This is a genomic window from Mesorhizobium sp. C264A, from assembly GCF_040324515.1.
Classification (GTDB): domain Bacteria; phylum Pseudomonadota; class Alphaproteobacteria; order Rhizobiales; family Rhizobiaceae; genus Mesorhizobium.
The window spans coordinates 2,433,700-2,449,494 of record NZ_JAMYVY010000001.1; the positions used below are offsets into that span (position 1 = coordinate 2,433,700).

The window sequence follows — 15,795 nt, forward strand, 5'->3', positions numbered from 1 at the left end:
CATTTGATGCGCTGGCGGGACAGCGCCCCCTCTGGCCTGCCGGCCATCTCCCCCACTTGGGGGGAGATCAGCAGCTTCAACCAAATTTCCCGGTCCGCGGGAATCCCTTCGGCACCATGCGACCGGCCGACGCTCTCGCGCCGATCCATTCCGCCAGCTCCTCGCGCGACCTGACGAAGGTGCGGTCTGCGGAATCCTGCCACGACAGGCCGCTCGCCAGCGTGAAGGGTTTCAGGTCGAGCAGACCGCCATCCTTGTATTTCTGCAGGCGAACGCCCTTGCCGCGGCCCATCTCCGGAATTTCGGAGAGCGCAAACACCAGCATCTTGCGGTTCTCGCCGACAATGGCGAGATGATCGCCTGACACGGGGACGCAGGCCTTGGCCTCGTCGGGCGCCTTGACGTTCATCACCTGCTTGCCCTTTCGGGTGTTGGCGACGACCTCCTCCTCCGGCACGACGAAACCATTGGCATCGTAGGAGACGAGCAGCAGCTTGCGCTTCGGGTCGTGGACGAAAGCGGTGACGATGTCCTGGTCGTTGTCCATGTCGACGATGATGCGGATCGGTTCACCATGGCCGCGGCCGCCTGGCAGCCGGTCGGCGCCGATGGTGTAGAATTTGCCGCCGGTGGTGAAGACCAGGATCTTGTCGGTGGTCTGGGCATGGAAGGCGAGCTTGAGGCTGTCGCCTTCCTTGAAGGTGAGCGTGGAATGGTCGGCCAGATGGCCTTTCATCGCCCGCAGCCAGCCTTTTTCCGAGACCACCACGGTGACCGGCTCGCGCTCGATCATGGCGTGCGCGATGTCGGTCAGATCGTGCTCCGGCGCGTCGGCGAACTGGGTGCGCCGCTTGCCGAGTTCGGTCTCGGGGCCGAACTTGTCGCGAACCTGCGTGACTTCCCATTTGATCGTCGACCATTGCTTGGCGTCGGATGCGAGCAATGCCTCGATCTGCTTCTTCTCGGTGGTGAGACCGTCGAACTCCTTGCGGATCTCGAACTCTTCCAGCTTGCGCAAGGCCCGCAGCCGCATGTTGAGGATGGCTTCGGCCTGGGTGTCGGTGAGCGACCAACGGGCCATCATCACCTGCTTGGGCTCATCCTCCTCGCGGATGATCCTGATGACCTCGTCGATGTTGAGATAGGCGATCAGGTAGCCGGCAAGGATTTCCAGCCGCTTCTCGATCTCGCCAAGCCGATGCTTCGAGCGGCGGATCAGCACATCGCGCCGATGGTCGAGCCACTCCTTCAGCACGCCCTTCAGCGACAGGACGTTAGGCACCTTGCCCCGCGACAAAACGTTCATGTTGAGGGGAAATCGGCTTTCGAGCTCGGTCAGCTTGAACAGCGATTCCATCAGAATGCCGGGATCGACCGAACGGCTCTTCGGTACGAGCACAATGCGGACGTCCTCGGCGCTTTCGTCTCTGACATCCTCGAGCAGCGGCAATTTGCGCGCGATCAACAGCTCGGCGATCTTCTCGATCAGCCTGGCCTTCTGGATGCCGTAGGGGATTTCAGTGACGACGATGCTCCAGGTGCCCCTGCCCTGATCCTCCTGGCCCCATTTGGCGCGCACGCGAAAACCGCCGCGGCCGGTCTCATAGGCCTCCAGGATGGATGCGCGGCTGTCGACGATGATGCCGCCGGTCGGGAAATCCGGCCCTTGGACGAACTCCATCAGCTTTGTCACGGGCGCGTCCGGCTGCTCGATCAACTGCAGCGCCGCGTTGCAAAGCTCGGCGGCATTGTGCGGCGGGATGGACGTGGCCATGCCGACCGCAATGCCGGAGGAACCGTTGGCGAGCAGATTCGGGAAGGCGCCGGGAAGCACTACGGGCTCCTCGTCCTCCTCATTGTAGGTTGGCCGGAAATCGACGGCGTCCTCGGTGATGCCGGCAAGCAAATCGCTCGCCACCTCGGTCATGCGCGCCTCGGTATAGCGCATGGCGGCGGCGTTATCGCCGTCGATATTGCCGAAATTGCCCTGCCCGTCGACGAGGGGATAGCGCATGGAGAAATCCTGCGCCAGGCGCACCAGCGCGTCGTAGATCGACTGGTCGCCATGCGGATGGAACTTGCCCATCACGTCGCCGACGATGCGGGCGCATTTGGCAAAGCCCTGGTCGGGGTTGAGCCTGAGCAGCCGCATCGCATGCATGATGCGGCGATGCACAGGCTTCAGCCCGTCGCGCACGTCAGGCAGCGCCCGGTGCATGATGGTCGAGAGCGCATAGGCAAGATAGCGCTCTTCCAGCGCCTTCTTCAGATCGACCGGTTCGATGTGGTCACCGCCGCCATTTTCAGGCGGCAAAATCCTTTTTCCCATGCGGCTGGACTAGCCGAGCGGGTGATTCGCGGCAAGGCGGGGCTGCGGAAATCCGCACTTTGCAGCCTTTGGGCTTACGAGGGCGGCTCAAGGTCCGACAATGGATGTGACGGACTTCATGTTCCCCCTTGCCGTCCCTGTGCAACAGCAACGGTAGCAGTGCTGTTGCCAACCAACATCAATCTGTTACACGCCCTCTCTAAGGCAGGAGACGGTACGCAGGGGAGCCCGACCTTCATGACATATTCACCGCATCGGGCGAAGGCTCCCGCTCCGATTTGCCTTTCGCCGTGATTTTCGACAACTCTGCGGGAAAGCGCCTTTTTCCCGTCCAGTTCGTCACGGAATGGTGATGGCGTAGAATTGAGAAAACACTTTTTCAGGACTCTCTCAGGGAACTCGCGATGACAATCCAACGTTCGACACTCAAGAAACTTGCTTTTTCGACCTTTTTGCTGACGCTGCCGCTGAATGCCGCCTTTGCGCAAGACACGGCGGTTGCCGACCGACTGAAGGCCGCACTTGCCGTCCAGGGCGTCGATATCACCTGGACCGGCGTTACCGGCGACAATTCCAGCATGGTGCTGCAGGGCGTGTCGGTCAAACCGGCGGCCGAAAAGGAATCGCTGCCGATCGGCGACGTCAAGCTCGAGGGCGTGACCGAAGCCAATGGCGGCTTCGATGTCGCGACCATCACGACTTCGGCCTTCGAGCACAGCAAGGACGGCGTCACGCTCAACCTCACCCCCTTCGTCATTCATGACGCCAACATCCCGGCCGAGGGCGCTACGGGCCCGCTCGGTTCGATGATGATCTACAAGTCGGCCGAACTCGAAAACCTGACGGTCAAGGTTGCCGACAAGACCGCCTTCTCGGTGGATGGGCTTGCTGTCCAGATCGCGCCGCCGGCCGACGGCAAGGCGATGGAGTTCTCCGCCACCACGGAAAAGTTCAACGCCGACCTGACCCTGGTCGACGATGCGAAGTCCAAGGAAGCCATCGAGGCCCTCGGCTACCAGAACATCTCGGGCAATATCGAGATCGGCGGCACCTGGCAGCCGAGCGACGGCAAGATGGACCTGTCGAAATACGACATCTCGGTCGAGAATGCCGGCACGCTCGGCATGACCTTCGGCCTCGGCGGCTACACGGTCGACTTCGTCAAGTCGCTGCAGGAGATGCAGAAGAAGATGGCGGCGCAGCCCGAAGGCGCCGACAATTCGGCGCAAGGCATGGCCCTGCTCGGCCTGTTGCAGCAGCTCTCCTTCAACAGCGCATCGATCCGCTTCGATGACGATTCGCTCACCGGCAAGGTGCTTGAATATGTCGGCAAGCAGCAGGGCATGTCGGGCAAGGACATCGCCAACCAGGCCAAGGCGATCGTGCCGTTCGGCATGGCACAGCTCAACAATCCCGAACTGACCGCCGAAGTGACGGCGGCGGTGAGCAAGTACCTCGACGATCCGAAGAGCCTCGAGATTTCGGCCGAGCCGCCCGCAGCGGTGCCGTTCGCGCTGATCATGGCCGGCGCCATGTCCAACCCGGCCGACCTGACCAAGACGCTGGGCGTCCACGTCAAGGCCAACGAAGACTGATCGAAGTTAGCTCCCTTCTCCCCGTCACTGTACGGGGAGAAGGTGCCGGCAGGCAGATGAGGGGCGGCGCCAACGCGTGCAAATTGTAGTTCGATGCTGAACCGATTGTCAGAAGGCGCCAACTGCTAAGGCCGTTCGCCAATCGCCTGCATGCGTGCTGCCCCTCATTGTCCTGCCGGACATTTCTCCCCGTATAGAGACGGGGAGAAAGGGCAGCTGCAACGCTGCCGTCAGTCCTTCTTCACTGCCGCGACACGCAGCGACAGATCACGCAACTGCTGCGGCGAGGCTTCCGAAGGCGCGTTCATCAACAAATCGTAGGCCTGCTGGTTCATCGGGAACATGGTGATCTCGCGCAGGTTCTTGGCCCCGACCAGCAGCATGACCACGCGGTCGACACCGGCCGCCATGCCGCCATGCGGCGGCGCGCCATACTGGAAGGCGCGATAGAGGCCGCCGAAGCGCTCCTCGACCGTGGCGCGGTCCAGCCCGACCGTCTCAAACGCCTTGACCATGGTCTCGGGCAAATGGTTGCGGATACCGCCAGAGGCGATCTCGAAGCCGTTGCAGACCATGTCGTACTGGAAGGCCTTGATGCCGAGCAGGTCGTCGCCGTTGAGCGCGTCGATACCGCCTTGCGGCATCGAGAACGGGTTGTGGGCGAAGTCGATCTTCTTCTCCTCCTCGCTCCATTCGAAGAACGGGAAGTCGACGATCCAGCACAATTCGAAGCGCTCGCGGTCGACAAGGTTCAGTTCTTCGCCGGCACGCGTACGCGCGGCACCGGCGAAGGTAACGAACTTCTTCGGATCGCCGGCGACGAAGAAGGCGGCGTCGCCATCGGCAAGGCCGAGCTGCTGGCGGATCGCCTCGGTGCGCTCCTCGCCGATGTTCTTGGCCAGCGGACCGGCGCCTTCAAGCTTGTCGCCTTCCTTACGCCAGAAGATGTAACCCAGTCCCGGCTGGCCCTCGCCCTGCGCCCACGAGTTCATGCGGTCGCAGAAGGCGCGGCTGCCGCCGGTCTTGGCCGGAATGCCCCACACTTCGGCCTTCGGATCGTTGGCCAGGATGTTGGCGAAGACCTTGAAGCCGGAATCGTGGAAATGGTCGGAGACGGCCTGCATCTCGATCGGGTTGCGCAGGTCCGGCTTGTCGGAGCCGTATTTGCGCATCGCGACATCGTACGGGATGCGCTGGAATGTCTGCGTCACCGGCTTGCCGTTGGCGAAAGTCTCGAAGACGCCCCGCATCACCGGTTCCATGGTCGACAGCACGTCGTCCTGCTCGACGAAGCTCATCTCGAGGTCGAGCTGGTAGAATTCGCCGGGCAGGCGGTCGGCGCGCGGGTCCTCGTCGCGGAAGCAGGGCGCGATCTGGAAATAGCGGTCGAAGCCCGAAACCATGATCAGCTGCTTGTACTGCTGCGGCGCCTGCGGCAGCGCGTAGAAGGTGCCGGGATGGATGCGCGACGGCACCAGGAAGTCGCGTGCGCCTTCCGGCGAGGAAGCCGTCAGGATCGGCGTCGAGAACTCGGTGAAGCCGACATCGGTCATGCGCTTGCGCATCTCAGCGATGATCTTGGTGCGCGCCACGATGTTCCTGTGCAGCGTCTCGCGGCGCAGGTCGAGGAAGCGATACTTCAGGCGGATGTCTTCGGGATAGTCCGGCTCGCCGAACACCGGCAGCGGCAATTCCTTGGCTGCCGACAGCACCTCGACCTCGCGGGCAAAGATTTCGATCTCGCCGGTCGGCAAGTTGGCGTTGGTGGTGTCCGGCAGGCGCGCCTTGACCTCGCCGTCGACGCGGATCACCCATTCGCCACGCAGCGTCTCGGCGACCTTGAAGGCGGGCGAATCCGGATCGGCGACGATCTGGGTCAAGCCGTAATGGTCACGCAGATCGATGAACAGCAGGCCGCCATGGTCACGCACGCGATGCACCCAGCCCGACAGGCGGACGGAAGAGCCGACATCGCTCTTTCTCAACTGGGCACAGGTGTGGCTGCGGTAACGATGCATTGTCATGTCAAAAGTCCGGGGTGCTGGGTTGTGGGCCGAGCTCAAAGCCCGGTCCAAAATTTGCGCGAAAAGCGCATGGGAGGCCTGATTTGTCAAGGCGAGTCGGGTTTGGGTCGTCTCTCTATCCGCTAGTCAGCATGAAGTCTTTGCCAGGCTTGGCGCTTGCCGCCAGAAGTGTTCCCCGCAACAGTGCCGTCCTCAAGCAATCTGGAGATGCTTTATGCCAAAACGTACAGTTCCACCGGGCGTCGGGCCACACAATGGCCGCGAGTTGGAACTGATGCTTCAGGGCGACAAGCCAATGGCCCTGTTCGGGACGGAGCCGGGTGTGGACGCCGAAGATATTGGCGATGCGGGCTTTGCACCGTTTGTCGACCAAGGCCGCATCCTGAAGTTCACCCACTTTGATCCAGAAACGTCCGTGGAAGATCGCCGCTACTGCCTGCCGACAGAGGAATGGCGCTGCAAACTGAGCTTGTTGATCTCCCGGATGTGCCGCAGCGGAGAGGCCTTCAACATCTTCACATCGAATGATCTGGCGAGGCTTGAAGGCACTCTTCTTGGCTATTCGAAGGAAGATATTGAAGCGTTCATCGTACACGCTGCGTCGAGGAAAGCGCCGAATTCCAGCACGGTTTGAACGATTGCTTTTAAGCTGGCTCCCCGCCTAGGAGCCCAAAGCCGACTGCTGGAGGCGTTGTGCAAGATGATCGATGACCAATGAAGCGCTGGCGGAGGACGTTGCGGCGCGATGAAGGCGTATCTCCGCCCCCGGCAATGGCGGCACATAACGGCCGGGATTGATACCGCGCAGGCCCGGCGCCAGCATGCTGCCTTTGACCACGGTGATCGCGAGGCCCTGCCCGACGATTGCTTCCGTAGCAGCCAGGCTCGGGCTGACATAGGCCAACCGCCAGGGACGGCCGGCTTTGTCGAGCGCCTCGATGGCCCAGGCGCGAAACAGGCAATCGGGATAGGACAGCGCGACGGGCAGCGGATCGAGCTCTTCGACGGCACGGGTGGAGGCGGCCGCCCAGATCGCACGCTCGCGGCATATCAGATCGCCCTCGGAGGTACCTTCCGGGTGCATGGCGATGACGGCGTCGAAAGATGAGCCGAGGCGTTTGAGCAGCAAGGCGGTGAGACCGATCTCCATGTCGACCTGCACGAGCGGAAATCGCTGGGCAATATCGGCAAGCAGGCTTGGCAGGATTTTGGTGCCATAGTCTTCCATCACCCCGATGCGAACGTGCCCGGCCACACGCTGATTGGAAACGCGTGCTATCGCCTGCTCGTTGAGGGCAAGGATACGGCGGGCATCGGTCAAAAACCCCTCCCCGGCCGCGGTCAGTTCAACTCGAGCGGTCGAGCGGCGAAACAGCGCGGTGTCGAGGCGTTCCTCAAGGCGCTTCACCTGCAGGCTGACGGCTGCCTGCGTTCGATTGAGCTGTTCGGCGGCGCGCGTGAACGAGAGCCGGTCGGCAACGACGATGAAGGCGCGCAGCAGTTCGGGATCCAGGGTGTTCATAGCCAAGCATTATCAAACTCATTGCACTTATTCGATTCCTTTCGACCCGCCTGCCCGATATCGCTGGCGCCGAACTGGCCAGGTTGGGACAAGAATGGAAATTCTGGGCGTGCTGGCGGCGATTCTTTCCAGCGCTCTTGGCGGCACCGCTGTCGGCGCAACCCGATATCTCGCCGGTACGCTCGATCCGATTACCATCGGCGCGGTGCGGTTCAGCGGCGGCTTTCTGGTTCTGGCCGCAGTGGCGCTCTGGCGGCGGGACAAATGGCCTGCGAAGAGCGACTGGCTTGGCGCCGGCGCCCTGGGCCTGCTGTTCTTCGGGCTGTTTTCGGTGCTCTTCAATGGCGCCCTTGTCTACACCACGGCGGCGCGCGGTGCGCTGGCGCTTTCGACACTGCCGCTGCTCACCATGCTTGCCGGCGCGGTTCTGCGGATCGAGCCGCCTACCATGCGCAAGATCGTCGGCGTCCTGATCGCCACGGCGGGGGTGGCCGTCGCGCTCGGCACCAGCCTGGCGACTGCTCCCGCAGGCGCATGGCGCGGCGACCTCATCATGGTCGCGGCGGCGTTCTGCATGGCGCTCTACAGCGTCTGGTCACGACCATTCCTGTCGCGCACCACGCCGATCCCGTTCGTGGCGTTCGGCATGGGCGTGGGGGCCATCTGCCTGTCGGTGATTGCCGCCTCGAACGGCGGCCTGGCGCGGCTTGCGACGCTCAATGCACCGCAATGGATCGCGAGCGGATATCTCGCCATCGTCTGCGGTGCCTTCATTTTCTTCCTGTGGGGGTTCGCGCTCGGGCGCGCCGCGCCGACACTGGTTGCCGTCTCGGTCGCGGTCAATCCGGTGACGGCGTCGATCTTCGCCGTCGTCGTCCTGGGCGAACAGGTCGGCGCGAACCTGCTTGTCGGGCTCGTGGCGGTGCTGACTGGAATAGCAATCGCATCGGGAGCCACCAGAAGATTCGGCCTGTGACGGTCAGCCTCTTGCGTGAACAGCCCGCGCACGGCGCTACTTCAAGCGAAGTGGATTTCAGCGCCCTGGCGCTCGAAGTCGGCGAGGATCGCGGCCGGCGCGGTCTTTTCGACCACGAGATGGCGGATCGCCTCTGGCCTGGCGACCCGGTAGGGTGCGGCTGTGGCCAGCTTGTCGTTGGTTACAGCGATGACGATGCCTGCGCTGTTCTTGGCCATGGCCCGCTTTACCTCGGCCTCAGCCGAATCGAAGGCCGTGACGCCGCGCGACGCATCGAGGCCGCAGGAGCCGAGAACAAACAGATCCGCGCCAAGTTGCGCGACGGCGGCAAGCGTGTCGGCGCCGACGCAGGCGCCGAGGTGGCGGTCGAACCGGCCGCCCAGCACAATCAGTTCGACCAAAGCGTGGTCTGACAGGACAGAGGCGATTTCGAGGGAATTGGTGGCGACGGTCAGTTCGAGGTCGCGCGAAATGGCCCCGGCGATCGCGGCATTGGTCGAGCCGCTGTCGATGAACAGGGTCTGTCCGCCCGAAAGCAATGCCACGGTCGCGCGGGCCAGCCGCGTCTTTTCTTCGACCGCATGGCCGGCGCGCAGGCCGACTGGTGTCGATGCGAAGGGTGCGGGCGCGACCGCACCGCCATAGACGCGGCGGCATTGCCCGGCCTTGGCGAGTTCCCTGAGGTCGCGGCGAACCGTGTCCTCCGAAACGCCGAAGCGGCTTGCCAGCTCGCCGGCCAGCACCCTTCCCTCGACGGCGAGGCGATCGCGAATGATTTGATGCCGCTGATCGGTCAGCATTGCATGATCCTGTTTTTCATGCACGTTCTTGCACGATTTGCATGTTTGTGCAAGATGTAAGCATATCAATCAGTGACAACCGTCGACTCTCTTCCCCGAAAGCATCGTCATGACCTTTGGCCTCCGCCTCGCTCCGCAACACCGGGTCTACGCCGGCTTTGCGATCTATTCGTTCGCCATGGGCCAAATCTTCCCGCGGCTGCCCGACATCAAGCACGCCATGGGCATCGGGGACGGCACGCTCGGGCTAAGCCTGATCGGGACGCCAATCGGCACCTTGACCGCGCTGACGCTGACGGCGCCGATCCTGGAGCGCGTCGGCTTCCGCCGCGCGCTGCTCGGGCTGGTGCCGCTCTTGTCGGTTGTCTTTGCCATTGCCGTGCATGCGCCTGGGCCGCTTGCGCTGTTCCTGATGCTGTTTCCGGTCGGCCTGATGATCGGCAGCGTCGAGATCATTCTCAATGTCGAGGCCGACAGAACCGAATTCCTGCTCAAGCGCCGGATCATGAACCGGGCGCATTCGTTCTGGAGCATCGGCTTTTTCGGCGCCGGCCTGTTCGGCGCCGCGCTTGCGCATCTCGGCATTTCGCCGCAACTGCACCTGGCGATTGTCGTACCGATGGTGGCGACAGGAATCGCGCTGTTTCTCGGCGGTTACGAACCGGCGCCGAGCCGCTTCGCCGGCAATGATGAGACGGCGCCAACGCTGGCGCGGCCGACGCTGCCGATCCTCGTCCTCGTCGCGGTGACACTGTCGGCGATGCTGATGGAAGGCGCCAGCGTCGACTGGTCGGCAATCTACATGCGCACCGTATTCGATGCGGGCCCTTTCGTCGCCGGCTTCACCGTGGCGCTGTTTGCATTCTCGCAAGCGAGCACGCGCTTCTTTGCCGACTCCTTTGTCGACCGCCACTCGCCGAGCGTCGTGGCACGGGTGCTGCTGGCGACGATGGCGGTCGGCGTGCTGCTCGTCTTCTTCTCGCCTGCCCCGCTCGTATCGATGCTGGGCTTTGCGCTACTTGGCATCGGCAGCAGCGCGATCTTTCCGCTGGCGATCTCGGCGGCGGCCCAACGCACGGACCGCTCCGCGGCAATCAATGTCGCGGCGCTGTCGCAGATCTCCTTCGTCGCCTTCCTGCTCGGCCCGCCATTGCTCGGCTTCGTCTCCGACCATTGGGGCATTCGCTCGGCCTTCGGTATCGGCATCCCCTTCATCATCCTCAGCCTGCTGACTGCCGGCTCGCTTGGCCGAAGGGCGTCCCGGGGCAAGCCTGCGCCGGCGAGCGAAGCTTTGGCGAGGGCCGACGGAGCTTGAACGGCCGCACTTGAAGCCACACACCTGTTGGCGGCGGGACAAGCCACTGGCATTGGCCACACCGATGGTTCAGAACTGTGGAGCCACCTAAGCAACGGTTCCGTATGTCCTCCATCCGCCCGCTGATCCCGCTCCTCATCGCCGCCGGCATCCTGCTTGGCGGCAACGGGCTGCAGGGCACGCTGATCGCGTTGCGCGGCGCGCAGGAAGGGTTTTCGGCCTCCGACATCGGCCTGATGGGCACGTTCTATTTCGCCGGCTTCCTGCTTGGTTGCCTCGCAGTCACCCGCATCCTCAAGGCAGTCGGCCATGTCCGGACGTTTTCAGCGCTCGCCGCCATCGCCGCGGCCAGTACTCTGCTCCTGGTGCTGATCATCGATCCGGTGATGTGGTGCGCGGTGCGCTTTACCGGCGGTTTCTGCTTTGCCGGCCTGTTCACCGTCATGGAAGCCTGGCTGAACTCCGGCGTCGAAAACAAGGATCGTGCGCGCGTGCTGGCCATCTACCGCATGGTCGATATCGGCTCGGTGACCGGCGCGCAGTTCCTGATCCCGATCTTCGGCCCCGGCGGCTTTGCCATCTTCGCCATCATGTCGATGATGATCACGCTGTCGCTGGTTCCGGTGTCGCTCGGCGACCGCTCCAACCCGACGCCGCCGGAAGACGTCAAGCTCGATCTCGCCCGCGTCTGGCGGATTTCGCCGCTCGGCTGCTTCGGCTGCATCTGCGTCGGCGTCACCAACAGCGCGTTCCGCACGCTGTCGCCGGTCTATGCCGAGCAGATCGGCATGTCGGTGGCCGATGTCGTCACCTTCGTCAGCGTCGGCATCTTCGGCGGCGCCCTCATCCAGTATCCGCTGGGCTACCTCTCCGACCGCTGGGATCGGCGCGCGGTGCTTTTGGCCACGACATGCGGCGCCATGTTCGCGGCGCTGGCGCTGGTCTTCGTCGCCGGCGCCGATCCGACCCTCAATTTGATCATCGTCTTCATCTTCGGCAGCTTCGCCATGCCGCTCTATTCGCTATCGGCGGCGCATTCCAACGACCGCGCCGACAAGGGCGAGTTCGTGCTGATCAACGCCGCCTTGATGCTGTTCTATTCCTTCGGCGCCATTGGTGGCCCCTTCGCGGCGTCCGCAGTGATGCAACATTTCGGACCGGGCGCCCTGTTTGTCTTCAGCGCAGTCGTCTACGCCACCCTCATCGCCGTCATTCTCTACCGCATGCAGGTGCGCGGCAGCGTGCCGGCGGGCAAGCGCAGCCGCTTCACGGCGCTGCTGCGCACATCAACCGTCTTCGCGCGGCTGGCGCGCAGAAATGGCGATTCCGACGGATCGGCCGATACTTGACCGAAGGGCGGCTTGACGAAAGCGCCCATGGCTGAAATTGAAAGAGAACCTTACCCGTTACTAAAAAGCGATTTGATGCACGTCATCACCACCCAAAATGAGCTCGAGTCCGTTCTCGCCGCTTTTGAAAAGTCGGATTTCGTCACCGTCGACACCGAATTCATCCGCGAAACGACATTCTGGCCGATTCTGTGCCTGATCCAGATGGCGGCGCCCGGCGTCACCGCGCTGATCGACCCGCTGGCGCCCGACATCAACCTCGCCCCGTTCTTCCGGCTGATGGCCAATGAGGCGGTGGTCAAGGTTTTCCATGCCGCGCGCCAGGACATTGAAATCATCGTCCATCTCGGCGATCTGGTGCCCCATCCGGTGTTCGACACCCAGGTCGCGGCCATGGTCTGCGGCTTCGGCGACAGCGTCTCCTACGATCAGCTGGTGCAGCGCATCACCGGCGCACGGCTCGACAAATCCTCGCGTTTCACCGACTGGCGCCACCGGCCGCTGTCGGACAAGCAACTCGACTATGCCTTGGCCGACGTCACCCATCTGATCGACGTCCACAAGCATCTCAGCGCCGAACTGGAGCGGGAAAACCGCGCCCATTGGCTAAACGAGGAAATGGAGGTGCTGACTTCGCGCGAGACCTACGATCCGCACCCCGAAGACGCTTGGAAGCGGCTGAAGATGCGGCTGCGCAAGCCGCAGGAGCTGGCGATCGTGCAGACGGTGGCGGCATGGCGCGAACGCGAGGCGCGCGAGCGTGACGTGCCGCGCGGCCGGGTGCTCAAGGACGACGCCATATACGAGGTCGCCCAGCAGGCGCCGCGCGATGCGGCAGCGTTGGGCAAGCTGCGCACGACGCCGAAAGGCTGGGAGCGTTCGTCGACGGCTACCGCATTGCTTGGCGCGGTCAACACGGCGCTCGCTTTGCCCCGCGAAGAGATGCCGAAGCTGCCCAAGAGCTTTCAGCCGCCCGAGGGCTCCAATGCCGCCTCCGAGCTGCTGAAGGTTCTGTTGCGGATCGTCGCCGAGAAGGAAGGCGTCGCCTCGAAAGTGCTGGCGTCCAGCGACGACATCGACCGCATCGCCGCCGAGGGCGAGGATGCCGACGTGCCGGCCCTGCAGGGCTGGCGACGCGCCGTGTTCGGCGAAGCCGCACTGAAGCTGGTGCGCGGCGAAATCGGCATCAAGTTCGACAAGCGCAAGATCGCGGTGTTCGATTTGTAGACCCCCACCCCGCTCCGCTGCGCGGAGCGACCCTCCCCACAAGGGGGAGGGTAAACAACTGCCCTACACCGCTCCGAGCAGGTGCAGCGCGAACCAGATCCATGCCAGCAAGAGAATGATCGCGCCGACGTAGAAGGCGCGGCTGCGAAACCGCAGATTGTTGCTGGTGAGGTGGACCCAGGCGTGGCCATAGCGGGAAATCACGAAAATCCACATCAAGGCCAGGGTCAGATAATTGACGCCATTGGTCGCGTGCAGCGCCAGGCACAGCACATAGAACAGCACCGGCAGTTCGAACTGGTTGATGAGATTGTTGGCAACCGTGACGCTCGACCCGGGCTCGGTCGTGCGCACCTTGTATTGACCGACCTTGGCCTCGCCCGATTTGACCGCGCCGTAGCGGCGCCGGCCCATCACGACATAGACGATATAGACGAGCAACACCTGCGCCAGCATCGGCCAGAAAATCGCGGTCTGGCTCATGGCGTTGCCCCTGCTCTGTCGTTCATGCCTGTGGACGCCGCTGGGCGGCAAGGATCAAAAACGCGATGACGATGACGGGGATCGCCAGCAGCGCGAATTTGGTGACGATCAGCGACGAGGCGAAAGACAGAGAATCCGGGTTGGCCGACAGCGCATCGGACAGAAGCCGCGCCACCGCAATGTTCTGGGCGTAGTCGGCGCATGTGTAGGGCAGCACGATGACCAGCGCGAACAGCGCCTGAAGCTGCACCGGCATGGCACGAAAATTCTTCAGCCGCCGCCCGGTTGCCAGGATCAGGCTGACCATGGTCAGCGACAGCAGCGCCGGGAAGAGAAGGTCGAAAGTCAAATAGTGCCAGACCAGGATGATCTCGCTGCCGCGTCGGCCGAGTGCCGTCAGCCAGGCCATCCCCTCGTCGGGCGTGAACCCGCCAAGGCGCACGTCGAGCGACGGCAGGCCACCGCTCAGCCGGCGGAAATAGAAGAATTCCAGCAGCGTCATGATGATGAAAACCGCCGCGGCGGCAAAGCACAGCGCGCCGGCATGGCGCGCCAGCCGCAGCACGATCGTCGCCTGATGGCGCCAGAGCATGTACCGCTCTGGCTGCCGGTCAGGCTCCGCCAGGATAGTTCGGGCTTTCGCGGGTAATCGTGACGTCATGGGCGTGGCTTTCACGAAGTCCGGCGTTGGATATGCGCACAAAGGTGGCGCGTTCGCGAAAATCGGCAAGGTCGCGGCCACCGACATAACCCATAGCGGCTTTTAGCCCGCCCGCAAGCTGGTGCAGCACGCCAGACACAGGTCCCTTGTAGGGCACCTGCCCTTCAATGCCTTCCGGAACCAGTTTCAGCGTGTCGCGCACTTCGGCCTGGAAGTAGCGATCGGCCGAGCCGCGCGCCATGGCGCCGACCGAGCCCATGCCGCGATAGGCCTTGAAGGAGCGGCCTTGGTGCAGATAGACCTCGCCCGGGCTTTCGTCGGTGCCGGCCAGCAGCGAACCGATCATGGCCGCACTGGCGCCGGCGGCAAGCGCCTTGGCCAGGTCACCCGAATATTTGATGCCGCCGTCGGCGATGACCGACACGCCTGATCTATGCGCCGTCTCGACCGCCGACATGATCGCCGAAAGCTGCGGCACGCCGACGCCGGCGACGATGCGCGTGGTGCAGATCGAGCCCGGGCCGATGCCGACCTTGACGGCATCGGCGCCGGCGTCGATCAGCGCCTGCGTGCCTTCGGCGGTGGCGACGTTGCCGGCCAGGATGCGCACGGAATTGGAAAGCTTCTTGGCCCGCGTCACCGCATCGAGCACGCGCTGCGAATGGCCATGCGCGGTGTCGATGACCAGGAGGTCGACACCGGCATCGATCAACCGCTCGGCGCGCTCGAAGCCGTCATCGCCGACGCTGGTGGCGGCCGCCGCCCGCAGGCGCCCCTGCGCATCCTTGGTGGCGTGCGGGTTGAGCTGCGACTTCTCGATGTCCTTGACGGTGATCAGGCCGACGCAATTGCCGGACTTGTCCACGACGACGAGCTTTTCGATGCGGTGCTGGTGCAGCAGCCGCTTGGCCTCGTCCTGGTCGACATTCTCCTTGACCGTGATCAGGTTCTCACGGGTCATCAATTCGTAGACTTTCTGCCCCGGATCGGAGGCGAAGCGCACGTCGCGGTTGGTCAGGATGCCGACCAGGCGGCCGATCTTCTGGCCGCCGCTGCCGCCATTCTCGACCACCGGAATGCCCGAGATGGAATAGGTGCGCATCAGCGCCAGCGCGTCGGCCAGGGTGGCGTCGGGGCCGATGGTGACCGGATTGATGACCATGCCCGATTCGAACTTCTTGACCTGACGCACCTGCTCGGCCTGTTCGGCCGGCGAGAAATTGCGGTGGATGACGCCGATGCCGCCGGCCTGCGCCATGGCGATGGCAAGCCTCGCCTCGGTGACGGTGTCCATGGCGGCCGACAGGATCGGCACGTTGAGGTCGATGTCGGTGGCGATGCGGGTGCGGATGTCGGTCTCACCGGGCATGACCTCGGAATGACCGGGCTGCAACAGCACGTCGTCAAAGGTCAGCGCCAGCGCGCCGGTGGACGTTTCGATGATTTTTGCCATGGCCAGTCCTCGGATACGAAAAGCGCCGGGAGAATACAAAAAAGCGCTGGACCGAAATGGA

Annotated in this window: 13 protein-coding genes; 6 read left to right on the forward strand and 7 right to left on the reverse strand. The window is 63.5% G+C overall.

All coding sequences use genetic code 11. The annotated features are described in order from the left end of the window. Positions 1 to 76 precede the first annotated feature (76 nt). Positions 77 to 2,329: a DNA topoisomerase IV subunit A gene (gene parC, locus NKL04_RS12065; RefSeq protein WP_023694915.1), complete on the reverse strand. Its 2,253-nt coding sequence runs from the start codon at positions 2,327 to 2,329 to the stop codon at positions 77 to 79. 404 nt (positions 2,330 to 2,733) lie between these two features. Here parC and NKL04_RS12070 point away from each other — a divergent pair, with 404 nt between their 5' ends. Continuing rightward, complete coding sequence (locus NKL04_RS12070) at positions 2,734 to 3,924, forward strand: aq_1923 C-terminal domain (RefSeq protein WP_023700566.1); 1,191 nt, start codon at positions 2,734 to 2,736, stop codon at positions 3,922 to 3,924. Between the two features lie 230 nt (positions 3,925 to 4,154). Here the strand turns inward: NKL04_RS12070 and aspS are convergent, their stop codons facing one another. Next, on the reverse strand, positions 4,155 to 5,948 hold the full coding sequence (gene aspS / locus NKL04_RS12075) for an aspartate--tRNA ligase (protein WP_084568507.1): 1,794 nt from the start codon (positions 5,946 to 5,948) through the stop codon (positions 4,155 to 4,157). Between the two features lie 214 nt (positions 5,949 to 6,162). Here aspS and NKL04_RS12080 point away from each other — a divergent pair, with 214 nt between their 5' ends. Beyond that, entirely contained in the window at positions 6,163 to 6,582 is a 420-nt protein-coding gene (locus NKL04_RS12080) for a hypothetical protein (RefSeq protein WP_023700568.1), read from the forward strand. Positions 6,583 to 6,609: 27 nt separating this feature from the next. Here NKL04_RS12080 and NKL04_RS12085 read toward each other — a convergent pair whose 3' ends face one another. Then, the gene (locus tag NKL04_RS12085) at positions 6,610 to 7,470 is read right to left on the reverse strand and encodes a LysR family transcriptional regulator (RefSeq protein WP_081727421.1); all 861 of its coding nucleotides are present in this window, start codon (positions 7,468 to 7,470) and stop codon (positions 6,610 to 6,612) included. Positions 7,471 to 7,564: 94 nt separating this feature from the next. Between NKL04_RS12085 and NKL04_RS12090 the strand changes: the two genes are divergently transcribed. Next, positions 7,565 to 8,446 carry a DMT family transporter gene (locus NKL04_RS12090; RefSeq protein WP_023700570.1) on the forward strand — a complete coding sequence of 294 codons (882 nt, stop codon included), beginning with the start codon at positions 7,565 to 7,567 and terminating at the stop codon, positions 8,444 to 8,446. 41 nt (positions 8,447 to 8,487) lie between these two features. On the opposite strand, the gene NKL04_RS12095 is transcribed toward NKL04_RS12090, so the two are convergent. Then, positions 8,488 to 9,246, reverse strand: a complete 759-nt coding sequence (locus NKL04_RS12095) for a DeoR/GlpR family DNA-binding transcription regulator (RefSeq protein WP_023700571.1) — start codon at positions 9,244 to 9,246, stop codon at positions 8,488 to 8,490. A 109-nt stretch (positions 9,247 to 9,355) separates the two neighbouring features. Between NKL04_RS12095 and NKL04_RS12100 the strand changes: the two genes are divergently transcribed. From NKL04_RS12100 to rnd, 3 genes are all read left to right on the forward strand, one after another. Next, positions 9,356 to 10,561, forward strand: coding sequence for an MFS transporter (locus NKL04_RS12100; RefSeq protein ID WP_023700572.1), 1,206 nt, complete (start codon positions 9,356 to 9,358; stop codon positions 10,559 to 10,561). A gap of 104 nt (positions 10,562 to 10,665) precedes the next feature. After that, a complete protein-coding gene (locus tag NKL04_RS12105; protein WP_023700573.1) occupies positions 10,666 to 11,910 on the forward strand; it encodes an MFS transporter in 1,245 nt (414 codons plus the stop codon). Between the two features lie 75 nt (positions 11,911 to 11,985). Continuing rightward, a complete protein-coding gene (rnd, locus tag NKL04_RS12110; protein ID WP_023700574.1) occupies positions 11,986 to 13,137 on the forward strand; it encodes a ribonuclease D in 1,152 nt (383 codons plus the stop codon). Between the two features lie 63 nt (positions 13,138 to 13,200). On the opposite strand, the gene NKL04_RS12115 is transcribed toward rnd, so the two are convergent. From NKL04_RS12115 to guaB, 3 genes are read right to left on the reverse strand one after another with little or no spacing between them, the layout of a single operon-like run. Continuing rightward, positions 13,201 to 13,620 carry an MAPEG family protein gene (locus tag NKL04_RS12115; protein WP_023673032.1) on the reverse strand — a complete coding sequence of 140 codons (420 nt, stop codon included), beginning with the start codon at positions 13,618 to 13,620 and terminating at the stop codon, positions 13,201 to 13,203. 22 nt (positions 13,621 to 13,642) lie between these two features. Further along, positions 13,643 to 14,212 carry a hypothetical protein gene (locus NKL04_RS12120; RefSeq protein ID WP_023749016.1) on the reverse strand — a complete coding sequence of 190 codons (570 nt, stop codon included), beginning with the start codon at positions 14,210 to 14,212 and terminating at the stop codon, positions 13,643 to 13,645. A 19-nt stretch (positions 14,213 to 14,231) separates the two neighbouring features. Continuing rightward, positions 14,232 to 15,734 carry an IMP dehydrogenase gene (guaB, locus tag NKL04_RS12125; RefSeq protein ID WP_023742866.1) on the reverse strand — a complete coding sequence of 501 codons (1,503 nt, stop codon included), beginning with the start codon at positions 15,732 to 15,734 and terminating at the stop codon, positions 14,232 to 14,234. Positions 15,735 to 15,795: the final 61 nt, after the last annotated feature.

Bases quoted from the DNA above. Each gene is read 5' to 3' on its own strand.
- NKL04_RS12120 (WP_023749016.1), bottom strand. From the start codon at position 14,212: ATGCTCTGGCGCCATCAGGCGACGATCGTGCTGCGGCTGGCGCGCCAT.
- NKL04_RS12090 (WP_023700570.1), top strand. From the start codon at position 7,565: ATGGAAATTCTGGGCGTGCTGGCGGCGATTCTTTCCAGCGCTCTTGGC.
- NKL04_RS12100 (WP_023700572.1), top strand. From the start codon at position 9,356: ATGACCTTTGGCCTCCGCCTCGCTCCGCAACACCGGGTCTACGCCGGC.
- NKL04_RS12095 (WP_023700571.1), bottom strand. From the start codon at position 9,246: ATGCTGACCGATCAGCGGCATCAAATCATTCGCGATCGCCTCGCCGTC.
- guaB (WP_023742866.1), bottom strand. From the start codon at position 15,734: ATGGCAAAAATCATCGAAACGTCCACCGGCGCGCTGGCGCTGACCTTT.
- NKL04_RS12070 (WP_023700566.1), top strand. From the start codon at position 2,734: ATGACAATCCAACGTTCGACACTCAAGAAACTTGCTTTTTCGACCTTT.
- rnd (WP_023700574.1), top strand. From the start codon at position 11,986: ATGCACGTCATCACCACCCAAAATGAGCTCGAGTCCGTTCTCGCCGCT.
- NKL04_RS12105 (WP_023700573.1), top strand. From the start codon at position 10,666: ATGTCCTCCATCCGCCCGCTGATCCCGCTCCTCATCGCCGCCGGCATC.
- NKL04_RS12080 (WP_023700568.1), top strand. From the start codon at position 6,163: ATGCCAAAACGTACAGTTCCACCGGGCGTCGGGCCACACAATGGCCGC.
- NKL04_RS12085 (WP_081727421.1), bottom strand. From the start codon at position 7,470: ATGAACACCCTGGATCCCGAACTGCTGCGCGCCTTCATCGTCGTTGCC.
- aspS (WP_084568507.1), bottom strand. From the start codon at position 5,948: ATGACAATGCATCGTTACCGCAGCCACACCTGTGCCCAGTTGAGAAAG.
- NKL04_RS12115 (WP_023673032.1), bottom strand. From the start codon at position 13,620: ATGAGCCAGACCGCGATTTTCTGGCCGATGCTGGCGCAGGTGTTGCTC.
- parC (WP_023694915.1), bottom strand. From the start codon at position 2,329: ATGGGAAAAAGGATTTTGCCGCCTGAAAATGGCGGCGGTGACCACATC.